Origin of the sequence: Streptomyces sp. CC224B (assembly GCF_030010595.1) — a bacterium.
In the GTDB taxonomy this organism is placed as follows: domain Bacteria; phylum Actinomycetota; class Actinomycetes; order Streptomycetales; family Streptomycetaceae; genus Streptomyces; species Streptomyces longispororuber.
In genome coordinates this window covers 1-15811 of sequence record NZ_JASCXL010000169.1, presented here as the reverse complement: position 1 = coordinate 15811, position 15811 = coordinate 1, and the positions used below count along the sequence as shown (strand labels likewise).

The 15811-nt window shown below is 71.5% G+C and carries 11 protein-coding genes, 1 pseudogene and 1 riboswitch; of the genes and pseudogenes, 6 read left to right on the top strand and 6 right to left on the bottom strand.

All coding sequences use genetic code 11. The features are described from left to right. Positions 1–358 precede the first annotated feature (358 nt). The 4 genes from QK440_RS38740 to QK440_RS38725 form a co-directional block, all read right to left on the bottom strand. Positions 359–1033 (bottom strand): GntR family transcriptional regulator, encoded by a 675-nt coding sequence (locus QK440_RS38740; protein ID WP_282797963.1) that lies wholly within the window; start codon positions 1031–1033, stop codon positions 359–361. Positions 1034–1394: 361 nt separating this feature from the next. Beyond that, the gene (locus tag QK440_RS38735) at positions 1395–2228 is read right to left on the bottom strand and encodes a M23 family metallopeptidase (RefSeq protein WP_282797962.1); all 834 of its coding nucleotides are present in this window, start codon (positions 2226–2228) and stop codon (positions 1395–1397) included. A gap of 12 nt (positions 2229–2240) precedes the next feature. Then, positions 2241–2402, bottom strand: a riboswitch (cyclic di-AMP (ydaO/yuaA leader). Positions 2403–2643: 241 nt separating this feature from the next. Further along, a complete protein-coding gene (locus QK440_RS38730) occupies positions 2644–4038 on the bottom strand; it encodes a pitrilysin family protein (RefSeq protein WP_282797961.1) in 1395 nt (464 codons plus the stop codon). Further along, on the bottom strand, positions 4035–5429 hold the full coding sequence (locus QK440_RS38725) for a pitrilysin family protein (RefSeq protein ID WP_282797964.1): 1395 nt from the start codon (positions 5427–5429) through the stop codon (positions 4035–4037). The genes QK440_RS38730 and QK440_RS38725 overlap by 4 nt, the downstream gene beginning before the upstream one ends. Positions 5430–5873: 444 nt before the next feature. Between QK440_RS38725 and QK440_RS38720 the strand changes: the two genes are divergently transcribed. Further along, positions 5874–8330 (top strand): DNA topoisomerase IV subunit A, encoded by a 2457-nt coding sequence (locus tag QK440_RS38720; RefSeq protein ID WP_282797960.1) that lies wholly within the window; start codon positions 5874–5876, stop codon positions 8328–8330. 301 nt (positions 8331–8631) lie between these two features. Here QK440_RS38720 and QK440_RS38715 read toward each other — a convergent pair. Beyond that, a pseudogene (locus QK440_RS38715) lies at positions 8632–9735 on the bottom strand (CobW family GTP-binding protein); the annotation flags it as partial. Positions 9736–10089: 354 nt separating this feature from the next. Here QK440_RS38715 and QK440_RS38710 point away from each other — a divergent pair. The 3 genes from QK440_RS38710 (at position 10090) to QK440_RS38695 (ending at position 12167) form a co-directional block, all read left to right on the top strand. Next, positions 10090–10593, top strand: a complete 504-nt coding sequence (locus QK440_RS38710; RefSeq protein WP_282797958.1) for a DUF6082 family protein — start codon at positions 10090–10092, stop codon at positions 10591–10593. Positions 10594–10715: 122 nt separating this feature from the next. Further along, positions 10716–10952, top strand: coding sequence for a hypothetical protein (locus QK440_RS38705; protein WP_282797957.1), 237 nt, complete (start codon positions 10716–10718; stop codon positions 10950–10952). Positions 10953–11471: 519 nt separating this feature from the next. Next, a complete protein-coding gene (locus QK440_RS38695; RefSeq protein WP_282797955.1) occupies positions 11472–12167 on the top strand; it encodes a DUF6082 family protein in 696 nt (231 codons plus the stop codon). Positions 12168–12183: 16 nt separating this feature from the next. Here QK440_RS38695 and QK440_RS38690 read toward each other — a convergent pair whose 3' ends face one another. Further along, complete coding sequence (locus QK440_RS38690; RefSeq protein WP_282797954.1) at positions 12184–13356, bottom strand: citrate synthase/methylcitrate synthase; 1173 nt, start codon at positions 13354–13356, stop codon at positions 12184–12186. A 120-nt stretch (positions 13357–13476) separates the two neighbouring features. Between QK440_RS38690 and QK440_RS38685 the strand changes: the two genes are divergently transcribed. Together QK440_RS38685 and QK440_RS38680 are read left to right on the top strand one after the other, a co-directional pair. Next, positions 13477–14748 (top strand): citrate synthase, encoded by a 1272-nt coding sequence (locus QK440_RS38685; protein ID WP_282797953.1) that lies wholly within the window; start codon positions 13477–13479, stop codon positions 14746–14748. 33 nt (positions 14749–14781) lie between these two features. Then, positions 14782–15738, top strand: coding sequence for a sucrase ferredoxin (locus QK440_RS38680; protein ID WP_282797952.1), 957 nt, complete (start codon positions 14782–14784; stop codon positions 15736–15738). Positions 15739–15811 lie beyond the last annotated feature (73 nt).

Sequence of the window (15811 nt, the reverse complement as noted above, 5' to 3'; positions counted from 1 at the left end):
ACACCTGCAGGGCGACGCGGGAGCGGCCCTCCTCCAGGCACTGGGCCTCGGCGACCAGCATCAGGGACCGGCCGTGGGCCCGGCCGCGGGGGGCCCCCCCCCCCCCCCCCGCGGCTCTTTCGCTTTTCAAGAAAACACGGGGCGCGGAACTCGTGCCCGGCATTCAGTTCCGCCGGCAGTTCCGCCAGCAGTTCCATCGGTAGTTCTCTTGCTGGTTCTCCTACTGGTTCTGCTGCCGATCTGTTACTGGTTCCGGTGTCGCTTCCGCTGCCGGTCTGTTGCCGGTTCTACCGCCGGTCCGCTGTTGATCCTGTGGCCGGTTCTGCGGGTATACGCCTGTTGGTATACAGGCCTCTCGTTAATGCGGTGCGCCGACCTTGTTCACGGCATGTTGCGAACCCCTCACGGACCCGCCCCGCAGCCGGTACGCGGCCGCCGCGCGCTCGGCGGCCAGCAGGGCGAGCGTGCGGGCCCGGTCGGCGTCCCGGCGGGCCACCGCGTCGGTGAGGGCGGCGTACCCGGCCCACACCTCCGTGGCCGCGGCCCGCGCGTCCGCCACGTACATCCACGCGATCTTGTGGCGCAGCTGCGTGAGCAGGGCGATGAGGCCGGGGCCTGCGGAGGCCTGGGTGAGCGTCTCGTGGAACCAGGTGTCGAGCGCGCGCAGGTCCTCGGCGCCGCCGCGCCGGGCCCGCTCCTGGCCGAGCCGGACGAGCCCGCGCAACACCTTCAGGTGGGCGTCGGTGCGGCGCTGCGCGGCCCGGGCGGCGGCCAGGGGCTCCAGGAGCGTACGGACCTCCAGGAGGTCGGCGGCGTCCTGCTCGGTGGGCTCGGCGACGCAGGCGCCCGCGTGTCTGCGCGTGACGACGAAGCCCTCCGCCTCCAGCGTGCGCAGGGCCTCGCGCACCGGGACGCGGGAGACGCCGTAGCGGCGGGCGAGGAGTTCTTCGGTGAGCCGCGCGCCGCGTGCGTGGACGCCGGAGACGATGTCGTCCCGGATGGCCGTGCAGACCGAGTGCGCGGGAACACGCATGACGGACCTCCGCTTTCATGCCCTTCATTGCCCGCGAAACGCTTCGCGCGTCGCCGTCCGCGCTTCACTTCGCGGGCCGCGACGAATGGCGTCGGTGCGGCGACCTGGTGGACGCTGTCGGCACGGACTCTATTGCAGGCCGACGGATTTTCCGATGGCGCGGAGAAACCATGGATATCTTTTGGCCATAGGTACAGCGGTCAATTGACGCAACGCGTCGGCGGAAGAGACGCGCGGGCGGGCCAAAGGCGCGGGCGGGCACGCCGAAAGCCCCGGCTCACGGGAGCCGGGGCTTTTCACAGGGCGTGGTGCGGTACGCGGCGGCGCGGGCCGTGCCGACGGGGCCGCGCGGCGCGGTGGGTCAGACGGCGACGCCGTGGGAGCGCAGGTAGGCGATCGGGTCGATGTCCGAGCCGTACTCGGCGCCGGTACGGGCCTCGAAGTGCAGGTGCGGGCCGGAGGAGTTGCCGGTGGACCCGGAGAGGCCGATCTGCTGGCCGGGCGTGACGCTCTGGCCGACGGTCACGTTGATCGACGACAGGTGCCCGTACTGGGTGTACGTGCCGTCGTTCATCTTGATCACGATGTTGTTGCCGTAGGCGCCGCCCCAGCCCGCCTCGACGACGGTGCCCGCGCCGACCGCCTGGACCGAGGTGCCGGACGCGGCGTGGAAGTCGATGCCGGTGTGGCTGCCGGAGGACCACATGGCGCCGCCAGCCTTGTAGGAGGTGGAGACGTACGACCCGGCGACCGGGGCGACGTAGCCGTTCAGGCGCTTGCGCTCGGCGTCCCGGGCGGCGCGCTCCCTGGCCCGCTCCTTGGCCTCCTTCGCCGCCTTGGCCTCGGCCTCCTTCTTCGCCTTCTCCTTGGCGGCGGCCTCGGCCTTGCGCTTCTGCTCGGCGGCCTTCTGGCGCGCGGCGTCCTCGGCCTTCTTCTGCGCGGCGGCCTCGACGGCGGCCTGCTTCTGCGCGGCGGCCTGGGCGTCGATCTCGTCGGCCAGGGTGTCGTTGATGGAGATGGCCTGGGTGAGGCCGGTGCCCGCGTGGTCGGCGGAGCTGTCGGCGGCCAGCGCCGGAGCGGCCAGGCCCGATATGACGCCGGTGGTGGTGAGGGCGGCGACGCCCGCGGCACCGGCGGTCGTACGCGTGATGCGGCTCGGGCGGCGGTGCTTACCGGTGGGGCGGATGAGCGCCATGAAGCGGCTGGTCCTTTCCTTCCTTCTCGCCTACCGGGTTAGCTGACGGGTTCGGAGCAGGAAGGTCTCCTACGGGCTCCTCGACTGGCGGCGAGGGGTCCGATTCACCCCAGGGACGTGTGGGTCCCCGGCTCCCCTGGCTCACGCCGTACGGGGACTCGGCGATGACTGTCCGGCGCCGCGGGTGCGGCGTACTGCCTGACGGACAGCCGGATTGACGCTAAACGCCTCTTCTTTCAATCGACAAACGGATCCCGCCTTTTGTAGCGCACGCCACACGGCAGACACCCAACCTCCATGCCAATTCGGGCATACGGCGACACGCGGGACCCCGGAGGCACCATGGGCCTCCGGGGTCCGTTGCGTTACACGGCGTTGCTGCCGTTTTGCCCTTGTTCGCGCGGTGGGTGGGCCGTCAGCCGGAGACGACGGTCACCTCACCGATGCCGAGGGCCTTCACGGGCTCCTCGATCTGCGCGGCGTCGCCCACGAGCACCGTCACCAGGCGGTCGCTCGGGAAGGCGTTCACGACGGCCGCGGTGGCCTCCACGGTGCCCGTCTCGGCCAACTGCCGGTACAGGCTCGCCTGGAAGTCGTCCGGCAGCTCCTGCTCGACCTGGTCGGCGAGCGTCGCGGCCACGGCGGCCGCGGTCTCGTACTTGAGCGGGGCCACGCCCACCAGGTTCTGCACGGCCACGTCGCGCTCGGCGTCCGTGAGGCCCTCGGCCGCGAGGGTGCGCAGCACCTTCCACAGGTCGTCCAGGGCCGGGCCCGTGTTCGGTGTGTCCACGGAGCCGCTGATGGCGAGCATGGCCGTGCCCGAGCCGTCCCGGGACGACCGCAGGACCTGGCTGAAGGCGCGCACGCCGTAGGTGTAGCCCTTCTCCTCGCGCAGCACGCGGTCCAGGCGCGAGGTCAGGGTGCCGCCCAGGCAGTACGTGCCGAGGACCTGCGCGGGCCAGACGCGGTCGTGCCGGTCCGGGCCGACGCGGCCGATGAGGAGCTGCGTCTGGACGGCGCCGGGGCGGTCCACGATGACGACGCGGCCGGTGTCGTCGGCGGTGACCGGGGGCACCGGGCGCGGCTCGGCCGTGTCCCCGGTCCAGGCGCCGAGGGTGTCGGCGAGGACGGCGTCCAGGTCCGTGCCGGTGAGGTCGCCGACGACCACGGCGGTGGCCGTGGCGGGGCGCACGTGCTTCTCGTAGAAGGCGCGTACGGCCGCGGAGTCGATGGCGGTGACCGTCTCCTCGGTGCCCTGGCGCGGGCGCGACATGCGCGAGGTGGCCGGGAAGAGCTGCTTGGAGAGCTCCTTGGCGGCGCGGCGGCCGGGGTTGGCGGCCTCGTGCGGGATCTCGTCCAGGCGGTTGCGGACGAGGCGCTCGATCTCGCCGTCCTCGAAGGCGGGCGCCCGCAGCGCGTCGGCGAGCAGGCCCATGGCCTTCGGCAGGCGGGAGACGGGCACTTCGAGGGAGAGCCGGACCCCGGGGTGGTCGGCGTGCGCGTCGAGCGTGGCGCCGCAGCGGTCGAGCTCGGCCGCGAACTCCTCCGCGGAGTGCTTGTCGGTGCCCTCGGAGAAGGCCCGCGCCATGATCGTGGCCACGCCGTCCAGGCCCTGCGGCTCGGCGTCCAGGGGCGCGTCGAGGTGGACTTCGACGGCGACGAGCTGCTGGCCGGGGCGGTGGCAGCGCAGCGCCGTCAGGCCGTTGTCCAGCGCGCCGCGCTCGGGGGCCGGGAAGGCCCAGGGCTTGGCGGTGCCCGCCTGGGGCTGCGGGTGGAACTCCATCGTCACGGACGTCGCGGCCTCGGTCACTTCGCCGCCTCCTCTTCCTGCTGGGTCTCGTCGGCGGCGTTCCCGGGGGCCGGGGAGTCCGCGGCGTCCGCTGCGCTCTCGCCGCCGTCCGCGGGGGCGAGGGGCTCGTACACGAGCACCGCGCGGTTGTCGGGGCGCAGACGGGCCTTGGCGATCTCCTGGACCTCCTCCGCGGTGACGTCCAGGACGCGCTGGACGGCGGTGAGGGCGAGCTGCGGGTCACCGAAGAGGACGGCGAACCGGCACAGTTCGTCCGCGCGGCCCGCCACCGTGCCGAGGCGGTCGAGCCACTCGCGCTCCAACTGCGCCTGGGCGCGCTCCATCTCCTCGGGCGTCGGGCCCTCCTCGGCGAACCGGGCCAGCTCCTCGTCGACGGCGGCCTCGATGACGGGGACCTCGACGTCGCCGGAGGTCTTCACGTCGAGCCAGCCGAGCGAGGGCGCCCCGGCGAGCCGCAGCAGGCCGAACCCGGCCGTCACGGCGGTGCGGTCGCGGCGCACCAGGCGGTTGTAGAGCCGCGAGGACTCGCCGCTGCCGAGCACCGTCAGGGCCAGGTCGGCGGCGTCGCACGCGCGCGTGCCGTCCTCGGGCAGGCGGTAGGCGGCCATCAGGGCGCGGGCCGGCACGTCCTCCTCGACGACCTGGCGCAGCTCCTCGCCGATGCGCTCGGGCAGCGAGCCGTCGCGCGGCGGCTGCTTGCCGTCGTGGGACGGGATGGAGCCGAAGTACTTCTCGACCCAGGCGAGCGTCTGCTCCGGGTCGATGTCGCCGACGATCGACAGGACGGCGTTGTTGGGCGCGTAGTACGTGCGGAAGAACTCGCGGGCGTCTTCCAGGGTGGCCGCGTCCAGGTCGGCCATGGAGCCGATCGGCGTGTGGTGGTACGGGTGGCCCTCCGGGTACGACAGCGCGGTGAGCTTCTCGAAGGCCGTGCCGTAGGGGACGTTGTCGTAGCGCTGGCGGCGTTCGTTCTTCACCACGTCGCGCTGGTTCTCCATGGACTCCTCGTCGAGGGCCGACAGGAGGGAGCCCATGCGGTCCGCCTCCAGCCACAGGGCGAGTTCGAGCTGGTGGGCGGGCATGGTCTCGAAGTAGTTGGTGCGCTCGAAGCTCGTCGTGCCGTTCAGCGAGCCCCCGGCGCCCTGCACCAGCTCGAAGTGGCCGTTGCCGTGCACCTGCTTCGACCCCTGGAACATCAGGTGCTCGAAGAGGTGAGCCAGGCCGGTACGTCCCTTGACTTCGTGGCGCGAGCCCACGTCGTACCAGAGGCACACCGCCGCGACCGGGGTCAGGTGGTCCTCGGAGAGCACCACGCGCAAGCCGTTGGCCAGCCGGTGCTCGGTCGCTGTCAGGCCGCCGGAGCCTGCCTCGGCTGTGGCCGTGTGACCCATGGGCATGTACGTCCCTTCGATCGCGGAATCCTCGTTGGCTGCTGCCAGTCCTGCCACTGTATGCAAGCCCGCCGACGCCTGGCGAAGTTCCCGTTCCGCCCCTCGCGTAGTCGATGTTCGCCGTGGGCGTGATCAGGGGCGGGGTGGGACGGGGTGGGACGGGGTGGGACGGGGTGAGGCCGCGCGGGGAGGGGTGGGGCGGTCGTGGCCGGGTCCTCGGCCGGAGTCGCCGTGGGGTTGTGGCCGCGTCGCCGCCGGGAGGCGGACTGGGGCGGGGGGCGCGGCGCGGCCCGGGCCGGGGCCACAGTGCGCGCGGGTTTCGGGCTGGTCACCGCCCGGTCGCGGCCGGGGTCCCGGACGGGTCGTGGTCCGGGTTGTCAGTGGGACGGTCCACAATGGTCGGCGTCAGATCTCACACTTGTTGGTGAAGGAGCCGCAGCAGCGATGGCCCGCCGCAGCACGAAGACCCCACCGCCCGACGACGCGTTCGAGGAGAAGATCCTCGACATCGACGTCGTCGACGAGATGCAGGGCTCCTTCCTCGAGTACGCCTACTCGGTCATCTACTCCCGCGCCCTGCCCGACGCCCGGGACGGCATGAAGCCGGTGCACCGCAGGATCGTCTATCAGATGAACGAGATGGGCCTGCGCCCCGAGCGCGGCTATGTGAAGTGCGCCCGTGTCGTCGGCGAGGTCATGGGTAAGTTGCACCCCCACGGCGACGCGTCGATCTACGACGCGCTGGTGCGCATGGCCCAGCCCTTCTCGATGCGCCTCCCGCTGGTGGACGGCCACGGCAACTTCGGCTCGCTCGGCAACGACGACCCGCCGGCCGCCATGCGGTACACCGAGTGCAAGATGGCCGACGCCACCTCCCTGATGACGGAGTCGATCGACGAGAACACCGTCGACTTCGAGCCGAACTACGACGGCCAGGAGATGGAGCCGTCCGTCCTCCCGGCGGCCTATCCGAACCTCCTGGTGAACGGCGCGTCGGGCATCGCGGTCGGCATGGCGACGAACATGCCGCCGCACAACCTCGGCGAGGTCATCGCCGCCGCCCGCCACCTGATCAAGCACCCGGGCGCCGACCTCGAGACGCTGATGAAGTACGTCCCGGGCCCGGACCTGCCCACCGGCGGCCGGATCGTGGGCCTGTCCGGCATCAAGGACGCGTACGAATCGGGGCGCGGCACCTTCAAGATCCGCGCGACGGTGTCCGTGGAGGCCGTGACCGCGCGCCGCAAGGGTCTGGTCGTCACGGAGCTGCCGTTCAGCGTCGGCCCGGAGAAGGTCATCGCCAAGATCAAGGACCTGGTGGGCGCCAAGAAGCTCCAGGGCATCGCGGACGTCAAGGACCTCACCGACCGCGAGCACGGCCTGCGCCTGGTCATCGAGATCAAGAACGGCTTCGTCCCGGAGGCCGTCCTGGAGCAGCTCTACAAGCTGACGCCGATGGAGGAGTCCTTCGGCATCAACAACGTGGCGCTGGTGGACGGCCAGCCCCTCACGCTCGGCCTCAAGGAACTCCTGGAGGTCTACCTCGACCACCGCTTCGAGGTGGTGCGCCGCCGCAGCGAGTTCCGCCGCGGCAAGAAGCGCGACCGGCTGCACCTGGTGGAGGGCCTGCTCATCGCCCTCCTGGACATCGACGAGGTCATCCGCCTCATCCGCTCCAGCGACAACAGCGCGCAGGCCAAGGAGCGCCTGATCGAGCGCTTCACCCTGAGCGAGGTCCAGACGCAGTACATCCTGGACACCCCGCTGCGCCGCCTCACCAAGTACGACCGCATCGAGCTGGAGTCCGAGCGGGACAAGCTGAACACGGAGATCGACGAGCTGACCCGGATCCTGGAGTCGGACGCGGAGCTGCGCAAGCTGGTCTCCTCGGAGCTGGCCGCCGTGGCGAAGAAGTTCGGCACGGACCGGCGCACGGTGCTCCTGGAGTCGGCGGGCGCCCCCGCCGCCACGGTGCCGCTGCAGGTCGCGGACGACCCGTGCCGGGTGCTGCTGTCCTCGACCGGGCTCCTCGCCCGGACGGCCAACGGCGAGCCCCTTCCCGAGGGCGACGGCAAGCGCGTCAAGCACGACGTGATCGTCTCGGCGGTGCCGGCGACCGCGCGCGGCGAGGTGGGCGCGGTGACCTCCGCGGGGCGCCTGCTCCGGCTCTCCGTGGTCGACCTGCCGCAGCTCCCGGACACGGCGTCCGCGCCGAACCTCTCCGGCGGCGCCCCCGTCGCGGAACTGCTCTCCCTGGAGGCGGACGAGAAGCTGATCTGCCTGATGACGCTCGACGAGTCCTCGCCCGGCCTGGCCCTCGGTACCGAGCAGGGCGTCGTGAAGCGCGTGGTGCCCGACTATCCGGCCAACAAGGAGGAGCTGGAGGTCATCACCCTCAAGGACGGCGACCGCATCGTCGGCGCGATGGAGCTGCGCACGGGCGAGGAGGACCTCGTCTTCATCACCGACGACGCGCAGTTGCTGCGCTACCCCGCCGGGCAGGTGCGGCCCCAGGGCCGTCCGGCCGGCGGCATGACGGGCATCAAGCTGACCCAGGGCGCGAAGGTCATCTCCTTCACCGCGGTCGACCCGGCGGTGGACGCCGTGGTGTTCACGGTCGGGGGTACGCGCGGCACCCTCGACGACTCGGTGCAGACGACGGCGAAGCTCACGCCGTTCGACCAGTACCCGCGCAAGGGGCGTGCGACGGGTGGCGTGCGCTGCCAGCGCCTGCTGAAGGGCGAGGACTGCCTGAGCTTCGCCTGGGCGGGCCCGACGCCACCGCGCGCGGCACAGCGCACGGGCCTGCCGGCGCAGCTGCCGGAGCCCGACCCGCGCCGGGACGGCTCCGGGGTCTCGCTGGCGAAGCCGGTGGCGGCGGTCGCGGGCCCGGCGGCCTAGCTCAGCGGCCGAGTTCGGTACCGGGCTCCGGGTCCTCGTCCTCCTCCTCGACCGGCCCGAGCCCGGTGCTTGGCCCGAAGTCGAGGTCGGGGTCGGGGGCCAGCTCGTCGTGGGCCCCGCGGTCTGGGCCGACGGCGGCCGTGTCCGGGCCGAGCGCGTAGGCGGAGTCCTGTGCGGGGTCCTCCACGGAGTCCGGCCCACCGTCCGGCCCGAGGTCCGATCCCGCTCCGGCCGCGGCCCCGGTCTCGTCCTCGTCCTCGGTCGGACCGTGGGCCCCGGCTCCCGGCCCCTCCTCCCCCGCCGGCTCCTGTACGAAGCGCAGGACGCCCCACATGCCGAACTCGTCGGTGGCCGGGGCGTCCTCCTCGTTCTCCCGGCACAGTGTCAACTGCGCGTGCAGCGCCGGTACGTCGATGCCGGAGCCGATCAGGACGAGCTGTGTCAGCCGCTTCTCGCCGGGCGCCCACGGCTCGGGATAGAAGCGCAGGAAGCGCCCCACGGAGTGCACGCCGTAGCGGTTGCGGGCGTCGGCGGCGCCGAAGTCGACGTACCCCTTGATGCGGTAGAGCCCTTCGGGCCTGCTGTCGAGGAAGGCCATGAGGCGGCGCGGGTTCAGCGGCGCCTCCGAGGTGAAGGCGACGCTCTCGTAGCCCGCGTGCGGGTGGGCGTGCCCGGGATCGTCGCAGGAGCAGGCGCCGTCGGCCTCGGCGGCGGCCGGGCCCTCCTGGTGGCCGTCCTGCGCGGACGGCGTCTCGCCGTGGTCGTGCAGGTCGTCGAAGGAGAGCTGGCCGACGCGCTCCCCCACGGGCTTGCGGTCGAGGACGAGCTCCACGTCCACGCGTCCGTACGAGGCGGCGACGACGGCGGCCCGGTCGGTGTGGCGGCGGACCTCGTCGAGGACGCGGTCGCGCTGCGGCCCCGGCACCCGGTCCACCTTGTTGACGACGACGAGGTCCGCGATCCTCAGGTGCCGGTCCACCTCGGGGTGGCGCTGCCTCGTGGCGTCGAACTCGGCGGCGTCCACGACCTGCACCAGGCCCCCGTACACGATGCCCGGGTTCTCGCTGGCCAGCACCATCCGGACGAGCTCCTGCGGCTCCGCGAGCCCGCTCGCCTCGATGACGATGACGTCGATGCGCGCCGAGGGCCGGGCGAGCCGCTCCAGATAGACGTCGAGCTCGCCGGCGTCCACCGCGCAGCACAGGCATCCGTTGCCGAGGGACACGGTGGAGTCGCCGAGCTGTCCGGCGACGGCCATGGCGTCGATCTCGATGGAGCCGAAGTCATTGACGATGGCGCCGATCCGGCTGCCTCCGCTGCGGTGCAACAGATGATTCAACAGGGTCGTCTTGCCGGATCCCAGAAATCCCGTGAGGACGATGACAGGGATCTGCTGCTGACTCACGTGTGGCCCCTCGCATCAACACACATCAAGGCGGATCAAGTCGCTCGGGCCGCATACAGCTCGTGGACGACGAGCGTGTACGGCATCCGAACACCGCTCCAGGATATGTGCGCGTAGACGTTCCGGTTGGCGAACGATTCCGCGCGGCACCGGCGGGGCACATCCTGGACACGGCGCAGGGATGTGTGAGTACGGCTGCCCGCCGTGCTTCCGTGCGCCTCCTCTCCGCCTCCCGGCCGATCAGAGCCGCTCGGCACTCTGGGAGGCGGCAAGCGTCGCCCATCGCTCGCCGGTCCGCACCCCGCCGCCCCGCGCCCGAAGACCGGCGGACGGTCGCCTGATTCGGGGATTGACATGACCACACAGAACTTCGGGATACGAGGGGCGGGCCCGGCCGTGGCCGCCGGACTCGCCTTGACGATCGCGACCTTCGTCGCCCGTGCGGCGCACCAGCGCAGGCAGACCGCGCTCACGGAACAGCACCGGCTCCACTTCGACCTGCTGTGCAAGGCCATGGACGATCCTGCCTTGACCGTCGTACTGGATACCTACGACGAGGCCGTGCCCCTGGAGAAGCAGCGGCAGTTCCTCTTCGCCAACGCGCTGTACATCAACGCTGTCCACGCGCTGCGCATCGGTGCCATGACCATTGAGGAGCTCTACGGGCACCTCCGCATCATGTGTCAGAACGAGGTGTTCCGGGAGTACTGGGAAGCAACGCGTCATCACCGCGCGAGCCTGCACGACTCGTCCAAGGAAGCGCAGGTGGGCCGGATGACGGATCGCCTGGCACGTGATCTGGCGGAGGCCGACACAGAAGAATGGTGGGTCGTGGGCAAGCCCTCCGCCCACCAGTAGGTGCGGTGGTGATCGCGGCACGACACAGGGCACGTCGACGCAGGCGGGAGCAGCGGCGGCAAGCGGCTAATGTGTCCCCGCCCTGATCATCCAGAACCACCCAGCCAAGGACCGGTACCCCTTTGAAGATCGCGCGCCGCATCGGCGCTTCTCCCCGCGAGCGGGGCAGCGCAACAGGTCAGAGTTGCCCGGACATCTTCGAACTGGACGACGGCGACTTCGCCGTCATCGGGACAGACAGGACCAAGGAGCTCGACAGCGTGCTGCCGGTCGATGCCGCACGTGCCGACTACGAGCGCATCGTGGTCATCAGCCGGAGCACCCTCACTCGCGCCAAGGCCGACATCCCTGACGCCTGAGCCCTCCGAAGTCGTGTCACTCCGAACCAAGGCGTGTCGACACGAACCTCGCGTCACAGCAGGTAACCCCTCGCAAGGTGGCACTCGTATTCCACGTCACGCAAGGATCACTGCATGTCCGCTGCTCACGGGCGCAGAGGTGCTCGTAACCCCTCCATACGACGCCGCATAGGCTTGTCCCCGCGCGAGCGAGGGTGCCTAGCCGGCGACACCTGCCCTGACATCTTCGAACTCCACGACGGAGATTTCGCCGTCATGGGCACCGACAGGACCGACACCCTCCAGAGTCTCCTGCCTCCTGAGGATGAGCGCCCTGACAGACCCCGGCGCATCGTCGTCGTCCCGCGCCAGGTACTCCTCTCCTCGAAGTCCGATATCCCCGACGCGTAACGGTGAGCGCCCGCCGAAGGACTCGGTGCAGTTCAGCGGTGCCCATCGAGTCGGCCCCCACCCCTCGGGGCGGGGGCCGTTTCCCTTCCGGCGCCCCGGGAAGGATCCGGCGAACCCGGGAGGACCTCGATGACACGTCAGCACAGGTGGCGCCCGGCGACCTGGATCGCGTGGGCGGCTGCCGCCGCGGCCGGTATCGCACTGGTCGGAGGAGCATCCATCGTCATCAGCGGTTGGCTGATAAGGGGCGTGGAGGCTGTCAACGGCGACCGCCACGTCGCGCAGGAACGCAGCTCACTCGGCGACTACTTCGGGGGCGTGAGCGCGGTCTTCTCAGGCATCGCCCTTCTCCTGCTCATCGCCACCCTCCTGGTTCAGCAGCGGGAGTTGCGGCTCCAGCGCCACGAACTCGCTCTCCAGCGCGCCGAGTTAGGGGCGGCCCGCAACGAACTGCGCCGCAGCGCCGAGGCTGATATGCGTGCGCTGCACGTCCAACTCACGCAGATGGCCATGGAAGACCCTTCCCTGGCGCACGTATGGAACGACTACCCCGACTCCCCCTCCCCCGTACTCCGGCAGAACCTCTACGCCAACCTGACCTTCAGCCACTACGTACTCGCTCTCAGCTGGGGAAGCTACACCGAGGCCGAACTGCTGATCCACGCGAAGGACCTGCTCGGCAGTACCGCATTCCGGCGTTACTGGGACGCCGCGCGGGCACGCAAGGCGGAACTGCCCCCGGACAGTCCCGAAGGACGCGTGTTCCGGCTGTTCGAGCAGGCACTGGCCGAGCGACGAGGCGGCACGACACCACCCCGGGCGTAGGTACGTCCCCGCGGCCTCAGGCGGTCGGCACCGGCTCCGGCGGCACCGGCCCCACGTACCGGGCCGCCGGGCGGATGATTTTCGAGTCCTCGGCCTGCTCCAGGATGTTGGCGCTCCAGCCGACCACCCGCGCGGAGGCGAACGTCGGCGTGAACATCTCCCGCGGCAGCCCGCACAGCTCCATGACCACGCCCGCGTAGAACTCGACGTTGGTGTGCAGTTCGCGCCCCGGCTTGAGCTCCGCCAGGATCGCCTCGACCTGGCGCTCCACCTCCACCGCGAACTCCACCAGCTCCCCGCCGAACCGCTGCGCGATGCCCCGCAGCATCCGGGAGCGCGGGTCCTCCGTGCGGTAGACGGGGTGCCCGAAGCCCATGATCCGCTCGCCCGCGAGAACCCGCTCCCGGATCCACCCGTCGATGCGGTCGGGGGTGCCGATCGCGTCGAGTGTGTCCAGGGCTCGGCTGGGCGCACCCCCGTGCAGAGGGCCGGAGAGCGCGCCGACGGCGCCGCCGAGACAGGCCGCGACATCCGCACCCGTTGAGGCAATGACACGGGCCGTGAAGGTTGACGCGTTGAAGCCGTGATCAATGGTCGAGATCAAGTACTGCTCAATGGCCCGCGCCCGGTCCCCATCCGGCTCGACACCGGTCAACATGTAGAGGTAGTTCGCGGCGTACGACAGGTCGTCGCGCGGCTCCACCGGATCGAGACCCTGGCCGAGCCGGTACAGCGCGGTCAACAGGGTCGGCACGACGGCGGACGCGGCGAGCGCGTCGGCACGGCGCCGGTCGCCGTCGATGTCGTACACCGGCCGGAACCCCTTCGAGGCGCCGAAGAGCGAGAGCGCGGTGCGCAGTCCGGCGAGCGGCCCGGAGAGGGTGCCGGCCCGGGCGATGGCGGGCAGGGCCGCGCGTACGTCCTCGGGCAGGTGGCGCAGGGCCGCGGTCTGCTCCGCGAAGGCGGCCCGCCGGGCGGCGTCGGGCAGCTCCCCGTGGAACATCAGGTACCAGACGTCCTCGAAACCGCGGGTCCGGGCGAGCTCCACGGCGGAGTACTGGCGGTAGTGGTAGAAGCCCTCGCGCCCCCGCACGTCCCCGAGACGGGTCTCGGTGACGACGACGCCCGCGAGGCCACGGGGGACCTCGACGGGGGCTGCGGGGGTGGTGGCGGAGCCATTGATCGGCATGGGGATCCTCGTCTTCCTCCCTGAACTTGACTTGACTGTCCATACTTGACTCAATTGCTGTCAATATTGATTGGATCAATGTGCACATACAGACGTCGGGACGCGGATACGGTGACGCCCATGACGGATCATGAAGCGGGTGCGACCGCCGCCCGCGAGAGTCGGCGGATCAGCACCAAGGAGGCAGCGGAGCTGCTCGGCGTGAAAGCCGAGACCGTGTACGCGTACGTCAGCCGCGGTCAGCTCACCAGCAGGCGCGGCCCCGGAGGGCGCGGCAGCACCTTCGACCCGAAGGAGGTCCAGGCACTCGCGCGCAGAAACCGGCGAGAGCCCGCCGCCACCTCCGCGGCCCACGAGCTCTCCGTACGCACCCGCATCACGCTGATCGAGAAGGACCGCTACTACTTCCGCGGTGTGGACGCCGCCGACCTGGCCCTGCGCCACTCCTACGAAGAGGTCGCCGAGTGGCTGTGGACCGGCGTGCTACGCCCCGGCATCCACTTCACGGCACCTCCGGAGCCGGCCGGTTCCGCGCGGCTCGCCGCGCGCGCCCTGCCGGCGCACTGCACCCCCACCGACCGGCTGCGCGTGGCCGCCATCGCGGCGGCCGCCGCCGACCCGCTCCGCTTCGACCTCTCCGAGGAAGCCGTCGTCGGAACGGCCCGCACGATGATCCCGACCCTGGTCGCGGCGCTCCCGCCGGTGAGGTCCGGGCACCGCGACGGCGGACCGCTCGCCGGACGCCTGTGGGCCCGGCTCACCGGTCACGACCCCGACGAGGCCTCCCTGCACGCCCTGGACACCGCCCTCGCCCTGCTCGTCGACCACGACCTCGCGGCGTCCACGCTGGCGGTCCGGGTCGCGGCGTCCGCGCGCGCCCACCCGTACGCGGCGGTGTCGGCCGGCCTCGGCGTCCTGGAGGGCCCCCTGCACGGCGCGGCCAGCGGCCTCGCCCACCGCATGCTCATGGAAGTCCTCGACCGGGGCACCGCGACGCCGGTCATCGCCGCCGAACTGCGCGCGGGACGCCGCGTCCCCGGCCTCGGCCACCGCCTGTACGCGGGCGAGGATCCGCGCGCGGAGGCGCTGTTCGGCCTGCTGGAGGTGATGCCCAAGGCCGGCCCGGCGCTCGCGGCGGCACGCGACGTGGTGGCGACCACCGCACGCCACACCGGCCTGCACGCCAACGTGGACCTGGCGCTCGCCGTCCTCACCGCGTCGACGGGCATGCCCGCCGAGGCAGGCGAGACCATCTTCGCGGTGGCGCGCACGGCGGGCTGGATCGCGCACGCCTTGGAGGAGTACGGGGAGCGGCCGATGCGCATGCGTCCCGTCGGCCAGTACATCGGGCCGCGCCCACCGCAGCCGCTGCCTTCGGGTCCCGAAATCTGAATACGGCCGGGGCCACAGGTTAGGCTCCCCTCCGTGAGTACGTGCGCGACCGTTTCGCGGGACCTCAACGAGCCCCTCGCAGGCACCGCGGCCACCGCAAGGACGTGGCTGCTCATCGAACAGCCCGGCCCCTGGGGCGCCAAGGCGCTCACGTCCAGCCACCTGGACCCGGAGGTCGGCCGCGCGCTGGAGAGCGCCGCCGAGTCGACCGGCGTGCGGGTGGCGCTCATCCGGCGCCCGGGCCGGCACGCCGACTGCCACACCCCCGCCCGGCACCAGGTGTACGTGGCCCACACCCCGCCGGGAGCGGGCTGGCTGCGCTCGCACACGGTCGACGACCCGCGGCAGTTGCTCGACCTGGACTTCGTCGCGCTCGGCGCGGGCGACCACGGCGGCTTCGGCGATCCGTACACCGGGGACCCGCTCGCGCTCGTCTGCACGAACGGCAAGCGCGACCGCTGCTGCGCCCTGCTCGGCCGCCCGCTCGCCGGTGACCTCACCGCTTCCGGAGAGGAAAGCGTCTGGGAGATCACTCATCTAGGTGGTCATCGCTTCTCCCCCACGATGCTCGTGCTGCCGTACGGATACGCGTACGGCCGGATGGCCGCCCACGCGGTGAAGGACATACTGCGCGCCGCGCGGGACGGCCACGTCGTCACCGAGGGCTGCCGGGGCAACAGCGCCTGGGCGCGCCCCGGGCAGGCCGCCGAACTCGCCGTGCGCACGGCCGTACGCGAACACAGGGCGGACGTGTTGAACGTCGTACGGACGACCGGTGACGCCCCGCGGTGGGAGGTGACGGTCGTCCACACCGACGGGCGGCGCTGGCACGTCACCGTCGCCCAGGGCGCCTCGCTACCGCCCCGCCCGGAGAGCTGCGGCGCGGATCTCGGGTCACCGGCGCGGATGGACGTGACGGCGATCCGCGAGATCACCCAGGCCCCAGCCTCCACAGGCGGGGGCGCATCCGGGCGCGGGTTGCCCGCCTAGGCCGTTTCCTTCGGATCATCCGGTCGTTGGTCTGGGTGTGTCGTTGACTGACGCCCAGTGGGCGCGGATCGAG